This is a genomic window from Tessaracoccus zhenghani (genome assembly GCF_055326325.1).
In genome coordinates, this window is the sequence record NZ_JBUZNQ010000001.1 from 779,587 (window position 1) to 797,764 (window position 18,178).

Consider the following 18,178-nt stretch of genomic DNA (forward strand, 5'->3'; position numbering starts at 1 on the left):
AGGCGCGTACGAGGTACGAGACTCCAAGGACCACGCGGAACCCCCGAGCAGCACGCTCGGGGGTTCCTCGTTTGTGTGGGGAGCGCTCCTACCGCAGCAGCCAGGCGACCTCGTTGAGCAACAACTGGCGACGCGACGCAGACTCATAGGACAACTCGTCGTGCCCGAGTCCGTCGAAGACCACCTGGTCCCCGACCGCCCAGCCCATCACCTCGTCGCGTCCCTCCAGCGTGTGCTGGACCAACGGCGTGACACCCTCGTCGATGTCGAGGCGTGAGTACTTCTCGTCGAACACCTCGACGGCGTCCAGACCCGCCCACACCGGGTGCTTCTCGGCGCCGGCGGCCGGTTCGAACGTCGCGTCGGAGATCTCAGGGTGCCACGACTCGGCTCCCCAGTTCCCGCCGACGGCCGCCCGCCACTTCGGCTGCTGCCGGAAGGCTCCGTTGGAGGTGTGGATGCTGAGCGCCCGGCCGCCTGCGTCCAGGTAATCCCCCAGAGCGCGGAGGTCGGCCTCGAACCCGACCGACGGCGACTCCGGCTCGTCGGCGATCCCACCGCCGGCGTTGACCACCAGCAGGTCGAAGGCGGCCAGGTCGAGCATCGAGCCGGCGACGGTCTCACGTACCTCGACCTCGTGGCCGGCGTCCCGCAGCACCTCCGCGATCCGTGGGGTCGTCCGCTCGAACGGGTGCCAGGGGTCCGCGTAGGAACCCACGCCGCTCAGCACCAGAATCCTGCCCATTGAGATCCCCTCCCGCTATTGTTCGACGCCGCCACATTATCGCCGCGCTCTTCACCGCAACGCAGAACCCGGCCGAACGGTGGCCGCTACGCTGAGGCCATGACCACAGTGCTCGTCACCGGCGGCGCGGGCTTCATCGGCAGCAACTTCGTGCACTGGGTCATCCAGCACACAGATGCCTCCGTCGTGGTCCTCGATGCCCTCACCTACGCCGGAAATCCTGCCAGCCTCGCCGGGTTGCCCCCGCGCCGGTTCGAGCTGGTCACGGGGTCCATCACCACCCCAGGGCTGGTCAACGACCTGGTCGAGGCCAGTGACGCCGTCGTCCATTTCGCAGCGGAATCCCACAACGACAACTCGTTGGAGGGACCCGGCGCGTTCATCGACACCAACATCGTGGGCACCTTTCACGTGCTGCAGGCCGTGCGGCTGTTCAACAAGCGGCTGCACCACATCTCCACCGACGAGGTGTTCGGAGACCTGCCCCTGGGATCAGCCGAGCGGTTCACTCCGGAGAGCGCGTACCGGCCGTCGTCGCCCTATTCGGCCTCCAAGGCCGCCAGCGACCACCTGGTTCGCGCCTGGGCGCGCTCCTTCGGCGTCGAGGCGACGGTGTCCACGTCGTCGAACAACTACGGCCCCCGCCAGCACGTCGAGAAATTCATCGCCCGCCAGGTCACCAACCTCATCACCGGCCACCGGCCCAAGCTCTACGGGTCCGGCGACCACGTGCGCGACTGGCTGCACGTCGACGACCACAACTCGGCCGTCTGGGCCGTCCTGACGAAGGGCCGGGTGGGCGAGACGTACCTCATCGGTGCCAACAACGAGAAGAGCAACCGCGAAGTGGTGGAGCTCATCCTGCAACTCATGGGCCATGCTCCCGACTGGTACGACCACGTGGCAGACCGCCCCGGCCACGATCTGCGCTACGCGATCGACGCAGGCAAGCTCCGCGACGAACTGGGTTGGGAGCCGCGGTACACGGACTTCACCGAGGGGCTCGACGACACCATCACCTGGTACGAGGACAACGAAGCGTGGTGGCGACCGATGAAAGAGGCCACCGAAGAGCGCTACGCCGCCCGCAACCAGTAGCGGCGCCTCACCAACTGCTGCCGCTGGTGCCGCCGCCTCCGCCGCCGCCACTGCTGCCCGACGAGAAGCCGGAGGAGCCGCCGGAGCCGCCACTCGACGCGGGCGGGGCGGAGGCGCTGGTGACCTCGCGGCTGAAGCGGCTCATCTCCCTGTCGAAGTCCGCGAACGACGCGGAGCCCACCCAGAACGACGTGTCGACCTCGTCGATCCTGCCCTGCGCGGCCCACTCGCGGCACGCGGCGGTCCACCTCTCCGTGAGTCCCAACACCACCGCCCAGGGCAGGTAGCGGCGGTAGATGTCGCGGTCCGCCTCGAAGTTGAGCTGCTGGGCCTCGGCGGTGTTGATGTACTTCCGGAAGCCCTCCACCTGGTCGCGGAGCGCGGTGCCGTCCGCCGACAGGATCGCCTTGGGCAGCAGCCTCTTCCCGAGGATCGCGCCCGCCACGCCGCCGATGAAGAGACCTAGGCCGATGCGGAGGCCGCCGTCGGGCAGCGGATTGTCCACGAGCAGTGCGTACGCGGTGAACAGCACCGCCGGCAACAACGGCAGGAAGAACACCAGCAGCCCCCGCTTGCTGGGTGAATAGGGCTGGAACCACCCCGACGTCGCGATCTCGTGCTCTGCGGCCTCCTCCACGATCTGGCGCATCTGCCGTGCGTTCTTGGCCGGCAACTTCTCCCGGCTGTCCGTCGCGTGAAGGAGCACCCGCCACTCCGTTCCCGAGGCTCCCTCCCCGGAGCCGTCGACGCGCTGCACCATGAGCGGCTTGGAGTCGAGCTGCACCAGGTTCCGCACCGCCAGCTGCACCAGGGTGGCGGCCAGGTGCACGGGCTTGAACTGGCGGTCCAGCAGCAGGCCCGCCTGGCGCGGCTGGATCTCCGGTGGGTGGAAGCGGACCGGGACGTCCTCGTTGCGTCGCACAGCGCGGACGACGCCGGGCGCGCCGATGATGCCGGGTGCCACCGTCGCGTACCTCTCATCGCGGCGTCGTCCGACCAGCGCGGCCGCAGCCCCCGCCGCGATCACCGCGCCCCCGCCGCCCAGGCCGAGCAGCGTGCCGGCGGTGCGGCGCTCGTTCCGGGCCGCGTCGAGGCTGGGCTCCAGCGGCACGGTCGAGGTGAAGGCAGCGGCCGGCAGCGCGAAGTCGGTGACCAGCGGCGGGTACTCGTTGCCCAGCAGGTCGAGGCCGGCTGTCACCGTGGCGCCGTCGACCTGCGCCGGGAACTCGCATGGCCGGCCGGGGCCCTCCCGGTAGTAGCTCAGATCCAGGCAGGCGGTCCCCGCGGGGGCGGCCGGGAGGCGCCACACGGCGGTGGCGCCGGTGAGGTCGTACGTGCCGGTGTGGACGATGGGCACGCGGAGGCGGGCGGTGTCGCCCTCGACGGCGACCGCCCCGGCGATCCGGTACGAGAGGTGGAAGGTCCTGAGCACCTGCTGGGCGCCCGGGTTGTCGGCCCGGAACGTGAGCCAGCCCACGAGCGTGCTCTGCGCCGATTCCGAGCGCCAGACCTCGGGGCGCACCTCCCCGCCCTGTTCGTCCCGGATGCGCACGTCGGAGATGTCGACGACCTGGTCGAAGTCCTCAGACCACGGCGCCCTGACCACGAAGTCCAGCTGGATCCGCTGCGACGCTTCGGCGGGGAACATGAACTCCAAGCTCTGCTGCACCTCGGCGGAACCGTCGGGGAGCACCTCCACGATGCTGTGCAGCCCACGCAGTTCGTGGGCGATCAGGCGCTTCGGCTCCAGCACCGGTTCCGCCCGGGTCACCGAGCCGGGCGGGAGCTCGGCGACCACGCTGGTCACGCCCGGCCCACCGTCGTGCGAGAAGCTGGCCACCCCGTCGTCGACGGCGGAGCGGCACTCCTCGCTACCGACGAGGCACCGCGCCCGCGCGACACCCTCCGGCCCGGTGACCGTCGCGGTGAACTTCCGCACCTGCGGGAGGTCTGGGCTGTTGACGTCCCAGAACAGTTGGGGCGCACCCTCGAAGGTGCGCAGCGCGCCGGCCATCGTGTACTCGACGACGTAGGTGGCGTCCCTGGTGCCGAGCTCGACGTCAGGGTCGCCGATGAGCAGCCTCACCGCCTCGGTGGAACCTGCGCCCCGCGTCGTCTCCGTGAAGCTGGCGGGCGCCCCGCTGGGGCTCGACACGGAGACGTCGGTGATGTCGTAGAGCACGTCCTGGCTGTAGTCCTGATCCCACGATTCGCGGGTGGCGAAGTCGAGGATGATGCCGTGGCGGTCCTTCTCCGGGAAGTGCCACTGCACCTCGTAGCGGACGTCGACGGTGCCGTCGCGCTGGATGTCGTAGGTGACGTCGAGATGGCTGATGTATTCGTCATCGGCCCAGGCCGGGGTCGCCCAGAGCATCGGGAGGCAGACGAGAGTCAGCACGGCCAGCATGCGTCCGAGGCGTTTCATGGGGGTGACGGTAACAAAGGGCGGGTTCGCGGCACAGCGACCTGGGCCCCGATCCCCGGAGGCCCCCGGAAGCGGGAAAACCCCACGCGATAGGGTCGGCACCATGCGCAAGGTGAGTGTCGAAGATCTGGCTCAGGGCATCGTCGAAGGGTCCCGCGGGCACATCGCGCGGGCGATCACGCTCGTCGAGTCACTCAAGCCCGCGCACCGCGAACAGGCCCATGAACTGCTGCAGAAGATCGCACCACTGACCGGCCGCGCGTTCCGCGTCGGCATCTCCGGGGTACCCGGAGCCGGGAAGTCGACGTTCATCAACGCCATGGGCGTCAAACTCATCGAGGAGCGTGAGCACAAGGTGGCGGTGTTGGCGGTGGACCCGTCGTCGTCGCGCACCGGCGGTTCCATCCTGGGCGACCGCACCCGGATGGCGGAGCTGGCCCAGCACGACAACACCTTCATCCGGCCCTCGCCCTCGGCCGGGCACCTGGGCGGCGTCGCGCGGGCCACCCGCGAATCGATGCTGGTGCTCGAGGCCGCCGGCTACGACGTGGTGCTGGTCGAGACGGTGGGCGTGGGGCAGAGCGAGGTCGCCGTGCACGGCATGGTCGACACCTTCCTCATGCTGCAGGTGGCGCGCACCGGAGACCAGTTGCAGGGCATCAAGCGCGGCATCCTGGAGCTGGCCGACGTGATCGCCATCACGAAGGCCGACGGCGACAACGAGCAGGCGGCGAGGGTCGCCGCGCGGGAACTCAGCATCGCGATGAAGCTCATCACCAGCGACAACGAGAAGCGCCGGGCTCCGGTGCTGACCTGTTCGTCGTACACCGGGGAAGGCCTGGACACGGTCTGGGACGCGGTGGTCGCGCACCGCAACGAACTGGAGGAGGAGGGCTCGCTGCAGGCGCGGCGCCTCGACCAACAGCGCGACTGGCTGTGGAACATGGTGCGCGACGAGCTGATGGAATCGCTGCGCACCTCGCCCGAGGTGCGGGCGGTGGCAGACCGCGTGGAATCGCGGATCGCCCACGAGTCGCTGTCCGCCCTGGAGGGGTCTGCGGCCATCTTGCGGGCCTTCAGCCAGCACATCGACACGTTCCACTGGGCCCGTCCCACCGGCTCGTGACCCGAACCACCGGCGGCCACCACCGCGGGGCAGGAATGAAGCGGGCGTCAGCAAACACCCTGCGCGAATCGAAGTGGCCTCATCCCTGAGGGTAGACTGCGCGGGTACCGTTGCGTCCGGACGACTCGGGAAGGAGGCGCATGGGAGTCTTCGACAAGGCTGAGAAGCGGATCGAATCCGCCGTTGGCAAGGTCTTCGCACGGGCCTTCAAGGGCTATGTGCACCCCGTCGAGATCGTCGCGGGGATCCAGCGTGAGCTGGACGCCGAAGCCAAGCTCCTCTCCCGCGAAAAGCGCCTGGTGCCCAACGCCTTCACCATCGGCCTGTCCCAGGGCGACTACGACAGGCTCGCGCCCTACTCCAAGACCCTCAACGCCGAGATCCTGCCCTCCATCCGCGACCACGCGGCAGACAGACAGTACGTCTTCAACGGCCCCATCTCCATCGACTACGAACTGGACACGTCCCTGCCGACGGGCCAGTTCACCGTCGCATCCGAAGCCATCGCGCCGGAGACCCGCAAGGAATCGCCGCGCCCCGGCCGCCTCGTGCTGGAGGTCAACGGCGTGCGCCACCCCCTGATCGCCCCCGGCATCCTCATCGGCCGCGGGAACGAGGCGGACCTGCGCCTCAACGACCCAGGAGTCTCCCGCCGCCACGCGCTCATCAGCGTCGCCGGGGACCCGCAGCACCCCGTCATCACCATCGAAGACCTGGGTTCCACCAACGGCGTGCACGTCAACGGCAGCCGCATCAGTAAGACGAGGATCGGAGAAGGCACCCGCATCGAGATCGGGAACACCAGAATGTTGGTCCACACGCCTTCGGAGACCTGAGTGTCGGATCTCGTGATCGCGGCGATCAAGATCGCCTTCCTCGGCCTGCTCTGGCTGTTCATCCTCTTCGTGGCCAACGTGGTGCGCACGGACATGTTCGGCCGTCGCGTGCCCGTGTCCTCGCTGAGCGCCATCCCCGCAGACCGGGGCCGCGGCAAGAACCGCTCCAAGCTGCCCACCCGCTTTGCGGTCACGGCCGGCCCGCAGCAGGGCACCTCCGTGCCGGTGGAGCCCACGATCAACCTCGGGCGGGCCGCGGATTCCACGCTGCTGCTCGACGACGACTACGCCTCCGCCCGGCACGCGCAACTGGTGCAGAAGGACGCCACCACGTGGGTGATCTCGGATCTGCAGTCCACCAACGGCACCTATGTCAATGGCAAGCTCGTCACTGAGCCCACCAGGGTCACCGTCGGCGATGTGGTGCGCATCGGCAAGACCCTCATGCGACTGGAGATCTAGTGACCTTCAGCCTCCGCTTCACCGCCCACTCAGAGGTCGGCCGCATCCGGAAGAACAACCAGGACGCCGGCTACGCCTCCCCCACCATGCTGCTGGTGGCAGACGGCATGGGCGGCGCGGCAGCAGGGGACCTGGCTTCCGCCGTGGCCTCCACGGAGGCGGCCCGCTCAGACGTGCACGACGAGGTGCGCGCGGCGGACGGCGAGGAGCTCCTCTCGCGGATCGCCGGCATGATCGCCCGGTCCAACACCAAACTCACAGACCTCATCGAATCCAACCTCGAACTCGACGGCATGGGCACCACTTTCTGCGGCGCCCTGTTCAACGGGACAGAGTTCGGACTGGCCCACATCGGCGACTCCCGCGGCTACCTCCTCCGCGAAGGCACCCTCTCCCAGTTGACGCACGACCACTCGTGGGTGCAGTCGCTGATCGACGAGGGCAAGATCACGCCCGAACAGGCGGCCACCCACCCCCACCGCTCGCTCATCCTCAAGGTGCTCAACGGGCAGGTCCACTTCGAACCGGACCTCATGGTGCACGAGGCGCAACTGGGCGACCGCCTCATGTTCTGTTCCGACGGCCTCAGCGGCCTCGTCGACGACGACGTCATCGAGGAGGTACTGCGGGGCCAGGACCTCGACGACGCGGTGGCCACGCTGGCCCGTTTCGCCAACGACAACGGCGGCCACGACAACATCACCATCGTCCTGGGCGAGGTCGTCGAGGCTGATCCCGAGCTCGACGCCACCCCTGCCCTGCTGGTGGGCTCCGCCGTCGAGGTGGAGATCCCCCGCACCGGCGGCCCCGCGGCGCTGCCCACTGGTCACGGCTATCCCACCACGCCGTCGGACGTGCAGGTGGAGCACGACGCCGAAGAGGCCGCCCGCTACGCGCCCACGGAGGACAAGCCCCGCTGGCCGGGCATCATCGCGACCTTCCTCGCGATCGCGCTGGTGGTGGCCGGCGGCTGGTGGGCCACCTCCTCGTACGTCTCCAGCCGGTACTTCGTCTCGGCCGACGACGGGCAGGTCGCCGTCTTCAACGGCGTGCCCGGCAACGTGTTGGGCGTCGAGCTGCACAACCTGGTGGAACGCACCGACATCCCGGTGGACAACCTGCCGCGCTTCTTCCGCGGCGAGGTCGAGGCGTCCATCACGGTGGGCTCCGTCGAGGCCGCGGAACGCACCGTCGGGACCCTGCGGGAACTGGCGGACAACTGCGTCGCCATCCGCGAGGAGCGTCGCCAGGAGCGCGAGAACCCTCCCGCGTCCCCATCTCCTGAGCCGCAGGAATCGGCATCGCCGGGGCCGGCCGATGAGTCGCCTGAGCCGGTCGAAGAGGGGCCGGGACTGCCCGGGGACCCGCTGCAGACCACTTCGCCCGGGTCGCCGATCACCGCGCACGTCCCCCCGCTGCTGGCGCCCCACACCCCTGAACCCTTGGAGACGCCCACCCTCGGCGAGGAGTTGGCCACGCTGGAGCCGGCCCCGGGCGAAGAGGCCGACCTGGAGGACTGCTGATGTCCGCGCAGGCGCAGGTGATGCCCCAGGTGGCGGATGAGGTCATCGTCTACAAGAAGCGGCGCAACGTCGAGCTGCTGCTGCTCGTGCTGGCGCAGAGCTTCGGGTTCGCCGGCTGGGTCATCACCAACCTCAACCTCTACGGCGAACTGCCCACCACCATGCCGTTGACGGCCGCGCTCTGGTACGGCCTCGGGCTGGCGACGCACCTGGTGGTGCGCTTCAAGCTGCCCTACGCAGACCCCGTGATCCTGCCCACGGTCTTCCTCCTCAACGGCCTCGGCCTGGCCATGATCTACCGCATCGACCAGATCCCCGAGCCGGTCCGCACGGATTCGACGATGCAGCTCGTCTGGACGACGCTGGGCCTGGTGCTGTTCGCGCTGGTGGTGTTCCTGCTGCGCGACCACCGCCGCCTCCAGCGCTACCCGTACCTGCTGTTCTTCGGCGGCCTGATCCTGCTGCTGCTGCCGCTGGCGCCGTTCATCGGCCACGCGTCGGGCGGGGCGCGCATCTGGATCCGAGTGTTCGGCTACTCGTTCCAGCCCGCCGAGATCGCCAAGATCATGCTCGCCATCGCGTTCGCCGCCTACTTCTACGAGAAGCGCGACCTCCTGGCCCTGGCCGGCAAGCGCTTCCTCGGCATCGACTTCCCCCGCGCCAGGGACCTCGGCCCCATCGCCGTCATGTGGCTCGCGTCGCTGGCGGTCATGGTGTTCCAGAACGACCTGGGCACCTCGCTGCTGTTCTTCGGCCTGTTCACCGTGATGATCTACATCGCGACGGAGCGGCCGGCGTGGCCGATCATCGCCGGGCTCGCGTTCGTCGCCGCCGGCATCGCGGCCTACAACTTCACCAGCCACGTGCCGCGCCGCGTCAACGCCTGGCTGGACCCGTTCTCGGACTACGACCGCAACCTGCAGATCATCTCCGCCCAGTTCGGGCTGGGCTGGGGCGGGCTGTTCGGCCGCGGCTGGGGGCTCGGCCGCCCCGGGCTCACTCCCCTGGCGAAGTCGGACATGATCGCAGCAGCCATCGGCGAGGAACTGGGCGTGCTCGGCCTGATGGCCGTCATCCTGGCCTACGCCCTGCTGATCGCCCGCGGCTTCAAGACCGCCGTGACCTCGCCGGACGGGTTCGGGAAGATGCTCGCAGCCGGCCTCAGCTTCGTGTTCGCGCTGCAGGTCTTCGTGATCATCGGCGGTGTCACGCGCCTACTGCCGCTGACCGGTCTCACCACGCCGTTCATGTCCCAAGGCGGCTCGTCGCTGATCGCCAACTGGATCATCATCGGCATCCTGATGGTCATCTCGCACCGGAGCCGGCAGCCCCAGGCCGCCACTGCGGCGCCGCAGGATGTCGCCCAGCTCGAGGCCTCGTCGCTCGACGACGCGACGGCGGTGATCAACCGGTGAACGGACCCATTCGCAGGGTCGCCTCCTTCGTGGCCCTCCTGCTGGCCGCGCTGCTGGTCAACCTCACCTGGATCTCCGTGGTGCGGACGGACTCGCTCAATGAGGACGGCCGCAACCGCCGCGTCCGCGACGCCGAGTTCTCCCGCAACCGCGGCACCATCCTGGTGGGCAACACCCCCATCGCGCAGTCGGTGGAGCGCAGCGGCCGGTTCCCCTACGTGCGCACCTACCCCGCCCCGGAGCTGTGGAGCTCGGTGACCGGGTGGTACTCCTACGACTACGCCCGTTCCGGGCTCGAGCAGAGCTACAACCAGCAACTCGCCGGCACCTCGTCGTCGCAGGCGGCCAGCCGGGTGGTCGACATCCTCAGCGGCAGGCAGGGGCGCGGCGCGAACCTGTCCACCACGCTCAACCCCGCCGCCCAGGCCGCAGCGGTGGCCGCGCTCGGCAACCAGCGCGGCGCCGTCGTCGCCATGGACTACACCACCGGCGCCATCCTGGCCCTGGTCTCCACGCCCACCTACGACCCCAACCGCCTCGCGACGGTGGACCTGGCCGCGGAGCGCGACGCCTGGTCCGAACTGCTCAACGCCCCGGAGGAACCGCTGAAGAACCGGGCCACGCGCGAGGTCTACCCCCCCGGGTCGACCTTCAAGCTGATCACCGCGGCGGCCGCACTCGAGGACGGCATGGTGCCCTCCACCGAGGTCGACGCCCCCGCGTCGCTGCGGCTTCCCAACTCCTCGCGGTCGATGGGCAACTCCACCAACTGCGGCGGCACCAGGGTCACCCTCGAACAGGCCATGAAGACGTCGTGCAACACCGCCTTCGGCAACATCGGGCTGGAGCTGGGCGCCGAGAAGATGATCGAGATGGCGGAGAAGTTCGGGTTCAACCAGGACCAGACCATCGACATCTCCGCCGCCACCTCCCGCTTCCCCACGGAGATCGACGAGGCCCAGACCGCGCTAACCGCCATCGGCCAGTTCGACGTGGCCGCTTCTCCGCTACAGATCGTGCAGGTGGCATCCGCCATCGCCAACGGCGGCGAGATGATGCGCCCCCACCTGGTCTCCACCGTCACCAACCGCGACCTCACCGTGCTCACCGCCACCCAGCCGTCGTCGCTGGGTCGCCCCATCTCTGAGTCCACGGCGCAGCACCTGCGCGACATGATGGTGGCCACCGTGGAGGACGGCACCGGGCGGCCCGCGCAGATCGACGGCGTCGTCGTGGGCGGCAAGACGGGCACGGCCCAGACGTCGCCGGACCGCCCGCCGTACGCGTGGTTCGTGGGGTACGCCGAAGACCCGACGGTCGCCGTCGTGTCGTTCATCGAGAACGCCGACGTGGAGCGCGACGACATCTCCGGCGGCCGCCTGGCCGCCCCCATCTTCAAGGCTGTTGTGGAGGCCCTGCGGTGAACTTCTCAGACTTCTCTCATGTGCATGCTTCAAGATGGTGCGTGACCAACCGAAAGGACCGGGTGCGATGACAGAGCGAGGAGCCCTGCTCGGCAACCGCTACGAACTCGACCAAGTCATTGGTCGAGGTGGCATGGCCGAGGTGTGGCGCGCGCGGGACGTGCGGCTGGAACGTGACGTCGCGATCAAGCGGCTGCGCGTCGACCTGGCCAGCGACCCGACGTTCCAGGCCCGGTTCCGCCGGGAGGCCCAGTCGGCCGCGGGGCTGAACCACCCCAACATCGTGGCCGTCTACGACACGGGCGAGCAGCTCGACACCGTCTCGAACGTGTCCGTGCCCTACATCGTGATGGAACTCGTCGAGGGCGTCACGCTGCGTGACGTGCTGCGCGGCGGGCGCAAGCTCGTGCCCGAGCGCGCGCTGGAGTTCACCGCAGGCGTGCTGGACGCCCTGGCGTATTCGCACCGCGCCGGCATCATCCACCGCGACATCAAGCCCGCCAACGTCATGATGACGTCCAACGGCACCGTCAAGGTGATGGACTTCGGCATCGCGCGCGCCGTGGCGGACACGTCCGCCACCATGACGCAGACCGCCGCCGTGATCGGCACCGCCCAGTACCTGTCACCAGAGCAGGCGCGCGGCGAGAAGGTCGACAACCGCTCGGACATCTACTCCGTCGGCTGCCTGCTCTACGAACTGCTGACGTCGCAGCCGCTGTTCAAGGGCGACTCGCCGGTGAGCGTCGCCTACCAGCACGTGCGCGAACAGCCCGTGCCGCCGTCGCAGATCGACCCCGAGGTCACGCCGGAGATGGACGCCATCGTCCTGAAGTCGCTGTCGAAGGACCCGAGGGACCGGTACCAGGACGCCTCGGAGATGCGCGAGGACATCCTGCGGTCCCTCAGCGGCCAGCCGGTGCTGGCCGCCGCTCCGGCGGACGTCCCGACGCAGGTGATTCCGTCTGACCCCATGACGACGACCGCCCGCCGCGGCGTGATGCCCGCAGACCCCACCGTCGCCTCCACGAACTCGCCGGTGGTGCCACCGCCGATGGTGCCCGTCGAGCACCTCGCCGACGAAGAGGAGGAGCCCCGCTCCCGCACCGGCATGATCGTGCTGGCCGTGGTGGGTGGGCTCGTGGTCATCGGCCTCATCATCGGCCTCCTGATGCTGCTCAACCCGCCCGGCCCCACGGAGACCACTCCGTCGCCCACGCCGTCGGCGTCACCCACGCCGTCGCCGTCGCCCAGCACGGAGTCGCCCACGCCCAGCCCGTCGCCCTCGCCGTCGCAGAGCCCGACGGTGGAACTGGTGCTCATGCCGGACGTGATCGGCATGAACCGCGCCCAGGCTGAGAACGTGGTGCGCAACGCCGAACTCCAGGCTGTCGTCGAGGAGCGCCCCGGCACGGCTGACGACCGGGGGCAGGTCGTCGAGACCAACCCTGTCGCCGATGTGGAACTGGAGCCCGGCTCCGAGGTGACGCTGTACGTGTCCACCGGCGTCGAGACCCGCACCATCCCGGAGACGGTCACGGGCATCAACTACGACGCAGCCGTGGACCTGCTGACCGCCAGCGGTTTCACCAACATCCAGGAGGCCGTGCAGGCCGAGCCGAAGGATGAAGGCCCCAACGCGAACCTCGGCGATGTGATCATGACGGACCCGGCTCCGGGTGCAACCGTTGCCATCGACACGCCCATCACGCTGTACGTCGCGACGGGCAACTCGATCGTGCCGCGTCTGACCGGCCTGAACCAGGCCGACGCCACCGCCGCCGCCGCGGAACGCGGCTTCACCATCACCGTGGTGGAGGAGGAGTCGACTGCGCAGGTGCCCGGAGTCGTCTTCGAACAGGAGGCGATGTGGGATGAGCCGTGGCCGCGGAACCAGCCCTTCCAGGTGAAGGTCGCGAAGGCCCCGGCCTCCGAGTCCCCGGCACCCTCCACCCCGGCGGCATCACCGACACCGTAGCCTCGTCACGACCCGATAGACGTCCACCAGGCGGAGGGCCCCCGCGAACTGAGGGGGTACCCCACCTGGTGGACGTTTACCGTTGTCCTGCCGTGGGGACGCCGATGGAGCGGCGGGGCCGCACCGCGCCCGCGGTGGCACAATGGCTCCGTGGCCCGCATCCTCGTCATCGACAATTACGACTCGTTCGTCTACAACATCGTGTCCTACCTCGCCCAGATCGGCGCGGAGGTCGAGGTGTGGCGCAACGACGACCCCCGCTTCGCGGACGAGCGCTGGCACGAGAGCTTCGACGGCATCCTGATCTCCCCCGGCCCCGGCACGCCTGAAGCCGCCGGCGTCTGCATCGACGTGGTGCGCACCCTCAGCGGCGTGAAGCCCATCTTCGGGGTCTGCCTGGGCCTGCAGGCCATCGGCGTCGCGTTCGGCGGCGTCGTGGACCGGGCGCCCGAGCAGCTCCACGGCAAGACTTCACCCGTGTTCCATGAGGGCACGGGCGTGTTCAAGGGGCTGCCCTCACCCGTCACCACCACCCGCTACCACTCGCTGGCCATCATGGAGGACTCGGTTCCAGAGGTCCTGGAGGTCACCGCCCGCACGGAGAGCGGCGTCATCATGGCGGTGCGGCACCGCGAGCTCGCCGTCGAGGCCGTGCAGTTCCACCCGGAGTCGGTCCTCACCGAGGGCGGTTACCAGATGCTGGCCAACTGGCTCACGGAGTGCGGCGACACCGACGCCCCCGCCCGCGCCGCGGGGCTCTCGCCCCTGGTCACGGCGGACCTGAGCCACTGACCAAGAGCACGCGGAAGCCGCCCGGATCCTGACGGATCCGGGCGGCTTCTCCCATTCAGTCGAGCGGCCACGCGGCGCGGGAGGCTCTCACGAGTCTGGTCAGGCCAGGTTGTCCTCGAAGAGCTTCATGCGGTCAGCGTCGTTGGCGAAGACCTCGGCGGCGTTGGCCTTGGTGACGACGACGGGGTCGAGCTGGTAGATGTCGACGTCCTTGGTGCCGTTGTTCTCCTGGGTATCGGCGGCAGGGAGGCCTGCCCCCGACTGGAGGGCCTTGATCAGCTCGACCGTCTTGGCGACCAACGCGTCGGTCGGCTTGGCGACGGTGGAGTACTGCTCGCCCTTGGCGATGGAGACGATCGACTCGTTCTCGGCGTCCAGGCCGTCGACCACCGGGATCCTCGACTGACCGGCCTGCTTCACCGACGTCAGGATGGCGCGGGCGATGCCGTCGTTGGGCGAGAGGACGCCGTGGATCTCCTTGTCGGAGTAGAAGCCCGAGAGCAGGGAGTCCATGCGCGACTGCGCCTTGGCGTTGTCCCAGTCCTGCGTGGCGACCTGGGTGAAGTCGGTCTGGCCGGACACCACGACGAGGGTCCCGTCGTCGATCTTGGGCTGCAGCACGCTCATGGCGCCCTTGAAGAAGTTCGGGGCGTTGGGATCGGCCGGACCGCCACCGAAGAGTTCGATGTTGTAGGGGCCGGGGCCAGTGGCCTCGAGTCCCTCGAGGAGCGACTCGCCCTGGAGTTCACCGGTGCGGACGGAGCCGAACTGCACGACCGCGTCGACGGCGTCGGTGTTCTCGATCAGGCGGTCGTAGCCGATGACTGCGACTCCCGCGTCGTGCGCCGTGGTCAGCACGGAGCCCAGCTGGGTGCCGTCGACCGGGCCGACGACGATGACCTTGGCGCCCTGCTCAATGAGCGCCTCGATCTGCTGCTGCTGTTGCGGCACCTTCTGGTCGGCGCTCTGGATGAGGGGCGTGAACCCGGCCTCCGTGAGCTGCGCCTCGAACATGGTCTCGGCTTCCTTCCAGTTCTGGGTGCCGAGCCACGGGAGGGCCACGCCGATGGTGGCGTCGGCGGGGAACCCGCCCTCGCTGCCCGCGGTGGTGGCCTCGCCGGCAGCCGGGGTGGTGCCGTCGCCGGACGGGGACGCGTCGCCGCCCCGTCCGCCGCCGCAGGCCGTCAGGCTGAGGGAGGAGATCAGAAGTGCTGCCACGACTGCGGCTGTGCGCTTCAACTTCATGGTGGTGTTCCTTTCGGAGTTTTTGGGCAGCGTCGCCCAGGGGTGGGGTGGCGGAATGCCGGTAAAGGGGGTGTGACGAGGGGCGCCGGTGTGGGCCGGGATCAGGACGGAATGGTGGCCTTGTTGTCGGCCGCCGGGCCTTCGACGGGGACCTCGGGGGTACCTGCCAGGTGCTGGGCCTCGGGCGTCCCTGCGGGGACCTCCGCGACGTCGGGCTTCTTTCCGACGTTGCGCATCAGCGTGCCGATGATCGACGGCTTGCCCTGGTTCTTGTTGTGCACGTCGAAGGCGACGGCGGCCAGCAGGACGAGGCCCTTGATGACCTGCGTCTGGTCCGCGCCCACGCCCATGAGCATGAGCCCCGAGTTCAGGACGGCCATGACCAGGCCACCCACCATCGAGCCGACGACGGTGCCGATGCCGCCGGAGACCGCGGCGCCGCCGATGAAGACTGCTGCGATGGCGTCGAGCTCCCACATGGTTCCGTCGGAGGGGCCCGCGGCGGTGGAGCGACCAATGAAGAGGATGCCCGCGACGGCCGCGAGGAAGCTCATGTTGGTCATGACGAGGAAGTAGGTGCGCTGGGTGTTGACGCCCGAGAGCGCGGCCGCGGCCCTGTTGCCGCCGACGGCGTAGATGTGGCGGCCGAAGCGGGTGCGCTGCGTGATGGTGTGGTAGACGATCACGAGCACGACGAGGATCAGGCCGGGGATGGGGAACGACGTGCCGGGGCGGCCGCTGCCGAACAGCCAGGTGACGTAGCCGATGACGGCTGCGATCAGGACCACGCGGGTGCCGGTGACCCACAGCGGGATCTCGGAGCCGCGGGCCTTGGCGTGGCGGCGTCGGTTGACCTCGCTGTACGCGAACCAGGCCAGCGCGAGGAGCCCGAGCAGCAGCGTCGAGTTGTTCAGACCGGTCCAGGCGGGCCCCCACTCGGGCAGGTAGCCGGCGCCGAGGTAGGAGAACTGCGCGGGCACGGGCACGGAGATGGAGTGCGACATCCAGATCACCAGACCGCGGAAGATCATCATGCCCGCCAAGGTGGTGATGAACCCCGGGATGCCCATCTTGGCCAACCAGAAGCCGTGCCACATGCCCACGAGCACGCCGAGGACGAGGCCGAGCAGGAGGCCCGCCCACCAGGGGAAGCCGTACTGGGCGATGGAGATGGCCACGCTCATCCCGACGAAGCCGGCCACCGAGCCGACCGAGAGGTCGATCTGTCCGATGACGATGACCATGACCATGCCGATGGCCAGGATCAGCACGTAGGCGTTGCCCGAGATGAGGTTCTGGAAGTTGGACGAGGTCAGCATCCGGCCGCCGGAGATGACGTTGAAGACGACGACGAGCGCGATCAGCGCCAATGCCATCGTGTACTGCTGGAGCTTGCCTCCAAAGACCTGCTTGAGAGCTTTCATGATGGTTCGATCTTCCATGGTGACTGCGCCGTCAGGCGGAGAGAGCCGGGGCCGCCGGCGCGGTGGACGTGGTGGTCATCCGGCGCATCAGGGTTTCCTGATCCGCCTCGGATGCCGGGAGGTCGCCGGTGATCCGGCCTTCGCAGATCGTGTAGATCCGGTCGCAGATGCCGAGCAGTTCGGGCAGCTCCGAGGAGATGACGATCACGCCCTTGCCTTCATCGGCGAGTTGATGGATGAGTTTGTAGATCTCGTACTTGGCACCGACGTCGATGCCCCGCGTCGGTTCGTCGAGGATGAGCAGCTCAGGTGAGGAGTACATCCACTTGCTGAGCACCACCTTCTGCTGGTTGCCGCCCGAAAGCGTGGCCACGCCGACGTCGACCGAAGAGCTCTTGATCCGCAGCTCGCGCCGGTACCGTTCAGCCACCTCGGCCTCGAGGCGCGGCTGCAGCAGGAACCGTCGCACGATGCCGTTGAGGTTGGCCGAGACGACGGTGGCCTTGATGTCGTCGATGAGGTTGAGGCCCAGGTTCTTGCGGTCCTCGGTGACGTAGGCGATGCCGGCGGCGATGGCCTTCTGGACGGTGTTCGCGTGCACCGGCCTGCCGCCGATGAGCAGTTCGCCGGAGCGGTAGGTGCCGTACGAGTGGCCGAAGATGCTGCGCGCCAGTTCGGTGCGCCCGGCGCCCATGAGGCCGGCGAAGCCCACCACCTCGCCACGGGCCACCGTGAAGTTGGCGTCCTTGACGACGAGGCGGCCGGGGACGCTGGGGTGTTCGACGTTCCAGCCGCGCACCTCGGCGAGGGTCTCACCGATCTTCGGGGTCCGGTGCGGGTAGCGGTTCTCGAGCGAGCGGCCCACCATGGCGCGGATGATGCGGTCCTCGTCGACCTGGCCGGCCACCACGTCGTAGGTCTCGACGGTGCGGCCGTCACGGATGACGGTGACGGCGTCGGCGACCGCGGCGATCTCGTTGAGCTTGTGGGAGATCATCAGGCAGGTGATGCCGCGGGCTTTGAGCCCGCACATGAGGTCCAGAAGGTGCGCGGAGTCGTCCTCGTTGAGCGCCGAGGTGGGCTCATCGAGGATGAGGACCCGGACGTTCTTGGAGAGGGCCTTGGCGATCTCCACCAGCTGCTGCTGGCCGACGCCGAGCGTCTTGACCTGGGTGTCGGGGCTGATGTCCAGACCGACACGCGCCAGGAGGTCGACGGCCTGCCTGCGGGCCGCCTCCCAGTCGATCAGCCCTCCGCGCATCACCTCTGAGCCGAGGAAGATGTTCTCCGTGATGGACAGTTCCGGGATGAGGGCCAGCTCCTGGTGGATGATCACGACGCCGTGCTCCTCGGAGGACTTGATGCCGTTGAAGTGCATCTCCTCCCCCTCGAGCAGGATCTCGCCCTCGTACGTGCCATGCGGGTAGACCCCGGACAGCACCTTCATGAGGGTGGACTTACCGGCACCGTTCTCCCCGCAGATGGCGTGGATGTCGGCGCGACGCACGGACATGGTGACGTCGTCGAGCGCCTTCACGCCAGGGAACACCTTCGTGATGTGGCGCATGTCGAGCAGCAGTTGCCCAGCAGTCATCTACGTCTCCTTCGACTGTCGCTGTCCTCTATGTCAACGATGTCATAAATCTACGAGTCTCCAACCTTGTCGTCAAGTCTTGAACTCAACC

14 protein-coding genes are annotated in these 18,178 nt (G+C 68.6%); 9 read left to right on the forward strand and 5 right to left on the reverse strand.

The window, feature by feature from the left end:
* Window positions 1-88 precede the first annotated feature (88 nt).
* Window positions 89-745, reverse strand: coding sequence for a ThuA domain-containing protein (locus ACZK4S_RS03520; RefSeq protein WP_463643366.1), 657 nt, complete (start codon window positions 743-745; stop codon window positions 89-91).
* A gap of 99 nt (window positions 746-844) precedes the next feature.
* On the opposite strand from ACZK4S_RS03520, the gene rfbB reads away from it, so the two are divergent.
* Window positions 845-1,843 carry a dTDP-glucose 4,6-dehydratase gene (gene rfbB, locus ACZK4S_RS03525; protein ID WP_463643367.1) on the forward strand — a complete coding sequence of 333 codons (999 nt, stop codon included), beginning with the start codon at window positions 845-847 and terminating at the stop codon, window positions 1,841-1,843.
* A 7-nt stretch (window positions 1,844-1,850) separates the two neighbouring features.
* Here rfbB and ACZK4S_RS03530 read toward each other — a convergent pair whose 3' ends face one another.
* A complete protein-coding gene (locus ACZK4S_RS03530) occupies window positions 1,851-4,268 on the reverse strand; it encodes a DUF2207 domain-containing protein (RefSeq protein ID WP_463643368.1) in 2,418 nt (805 codons plus the stop codon).
* A 103-nt stretch (window positions 4,269-4,371) separates the two neighbouring features.
* Here ACZK4S_RS03530 and meaB point away from each other — a divergent pair, with 103 nt between their 5' ends.
* The 8 genes from meaB to ACZK4S_RS03570 all read left to right on the forward strand — a co-directional run bounded on the left by meaB (window position 4,372) and on the right by ACZK4S_RS03570 (window position 13,824).
* A complete protein-coding gene (meaB, locus tag ACZK4S_RS03535; RefSeq protein WP_463643369.1) occupies window positions 4,372-5,394 on the forward strand; it encodes a methylmalonyl Co-A mutase-associated GTPase MeaB in 1,023 nt (340 codons plus the stop codon).
* A 140-nt stretch (window positions 5,395-5,534) separates the two neighbouring features.
* Window positions 5,535-6,230, forward strand: a complete 696-nt coding sequence (locus tag ACZK4S_RS03540) for an FHA domain-containing protein (RefSeq protein WP_076061280.1) — start codon at window positions 5,535-5,537, stop codon at window positions 6,228-6,230.
* Window positions 6,231-6,692 carry an FHA domain-containing protein FhaB/FipA gene (locus ACZK4S_RS03545; protein WP_076061282.1) on the forward strand — a complete coding sequence of 154 codons (462 nt, stop codon included), beginning with the start codon at window positions 6,231-6,233 and terminating at the stop codon, window positions 6,690-6,692. It begins immediately after the preceding gene.
* Window positions 6,692-8,215 (forward strand): PP2C family protein-serine/threonine phosphatase, encoded by a 1,524-nt coding sequence (locus tag ACZK4S_RS03550; protein WP_076061284.1) that lies wholly within the window; start codon window positions 6,692-6,694, stop codon window positions 8,213-8,215. Before ACZK4S_RS03545 ends, ACZK4S_RS03550 begins: the two co-directional genes overlap by 1 nt.
* A complete protein-coding gene (locus tag ACZK4S_RS03555) occupies window positions 8,215-9,630 on the forward strand; it encodes an FtsW/RodA/SpoVE family cell cycle protein (protein WP_463643370.1) in 1,416 nt (471 codons plus the stop codon). Before ACZK4S_RS03550 ends, ACZK4S_RS03555 begins: the two co-directional genes overlap by 1 nt.
* Complete coding sequence (locus ACZK4S_RS03560) at window positions 9,627-11,054, forward strand: peptidoglycan D,D-transpeptidase FtsI family protein (RefSeq protein ID WP_463643371.1); 1,428 nt, start codon at window positions 9,627-9,629, stop codon at window positions 11,052-11,054. Before ACZK4S_RS03555 ends, ACZK4S_RS03560 begins: the two co-directional genes overlap by 4 nt.
* A 67-nt stretch (window positions 11,055-11,121) precedes the next feature.
* Window positions 11,122-13,032: a Stk1 family PASTA domain-containing Ser/Thr kinase gene (gene pknB, locus ACZK4S_RS03565; protein ID WP_463643372.1), complete on the forward strand. Its 1,911-nt coding sequence runs from the start codon at window positions 11,122-11,124 to the stop codon at window positions 13,030-13,032.
* 150 nt (window positions 13,033-13,182) lie between these two features.
* Window positions 13,183-13,824, forward strand: a complete 642-nt coding sequence (locus ACZK4S_RS03570; RefSeq protein WP_076061290.1) for an aminodeoxychorismate/anthranilate synthase component II — start codon at window positions 13,183-13,185, stop codon at window positions 13,822-13,824.
* A 99-nt stretch (window positions 13,825-13,923) separates the two neighbouring features.
* Here ACZK4S_RS03570 and ACZK4S_RS03575 read toward each other — a convergent pair whose 3' ends face one another.
* The 3 genes from ACZK4S_RS03575 to mmsA all read right to left on the reverse strand — a co-directional run bounded on the left by ACZK4S_RS03575 (window position 13,924) and on the right by mmsA (window position 18,087).
* Window positions 13,924-15,069 carry a substrate-binding domain-containing protein gene (locus ACZK4S_RS03575; RefSeq protein WP_463643373.1) on the reverse strand — a complete coding sequence of 382 codons (1,146 nt, stop codon included), beginning with the start codon at window positions 15,067-15,069 and terminating at the stop codon, window positions 13,924-13,926.
* A 101-nt stretch (window positions 15,070-15,170) separates the two neighbouring features.
* Window positions 15,171-16,493 carry a sugar ABC transporter permease gene (locus ACZK4S_RS03580; protein WP_076061294.1) on the reverse strand — a complete coding sequence of 441 codons (1,323 nt, stop codon included), beginning with the start codon at window positions 16,491-16,493 and terminating at the stop codon, window positions 15,171-15,173.
* Between the two features lie 31 nt (window positions 16,494-16,524).
* Window positions 16,525-18,087 (reverse strand): multiple monosaccharide ABC transporter ATP-binding protein, encoded by a 1,563-nt coding sequence (mmsA, locus tag ACZK4S_RS03585; RefSeq protein ID WP_463643374.1) that lies wholly within the window; start codon window positions 18,085-18,087, stop codon window positions 16,525-16,527.
* Window positions 18,088-18,178 lie beyond the last annotated feature (91 nt).

Excerpts from the sequence above, each read along its gene's own strand:
- ACZK4S_RS03520 (WP_463643366.1), bottom strand. The coding sequence starts at position 745 with ATGGGCAGGATTCTGGTGCTGAGCGGCGTGGGTTCCTACGCGGACCCC.
- rfbB (WP_463643367.1), top strand. The coding sequence starts at position 845 with ATGACCACAGTGCTCGTCACCGGCGGCGCGGGCTTCATCGGCAGCAAC.
- ACZK4S_RS03530 (WP_463643368.1), bottom strand. The coding sequence starts at position 4,268 with ATGAAACGCCTCGGACGCATGCTGGCCGTGCTGACTCTCGTCTGCCTC.
- meaB (WP_463643369.1), top strand. The coding sequence starts at position 4,372 with ATGCGCAAGGTGAGTGTCGAAGATCTGGCTCAGGGCATCGTCGAAGGG.
- ACZK4S_RS03540 (WP_076061280.1), top strand. The coding sequence starts at position 5,535 with ATGGGAGTCTTCGACAAGGCTGAGAAGCGGATCGAATCCGCCGTTGGC.
- ACZK4S_RS03555 (WP_463643370.1), top strand. The coding sequence starts at position 8,215 with ATGTCCGCGCAGGCGCAGGTGATGCCCCAGGTGGCGGATGAGGTCATC.
- pknB (WP_463643372.1), top strand. The coding sequence starts at position 11,122 with ATGACAGAGCGAGGAGCCCTGCTCGGCAACCGCTACGAACTCGACCAA.
- ACZK4S_RS03575 (WP_463643373.1), bottom strand. The coding sequence starts at position 15,069 with ATGAAGTTGAAGCGCACAGCCGCAGTCGTGGCAGCACTTCTGATCTCC.
- ACZK4S_RS03580 (WP_076061294.1), bottom strand. The coding sequence starts at position 16,493 with ATGAAAGCTCTCAAGCAGGTCTTTGGAGGCAAGCTCCAGCAGTACACG.
- mmsA (WP_463643374.1), bottom strand. The coding sequence starts at position 18,087 with ATGACTGCTGGGCAACTGCTGCTCGACATGCGCCACATCACGAAGGTG.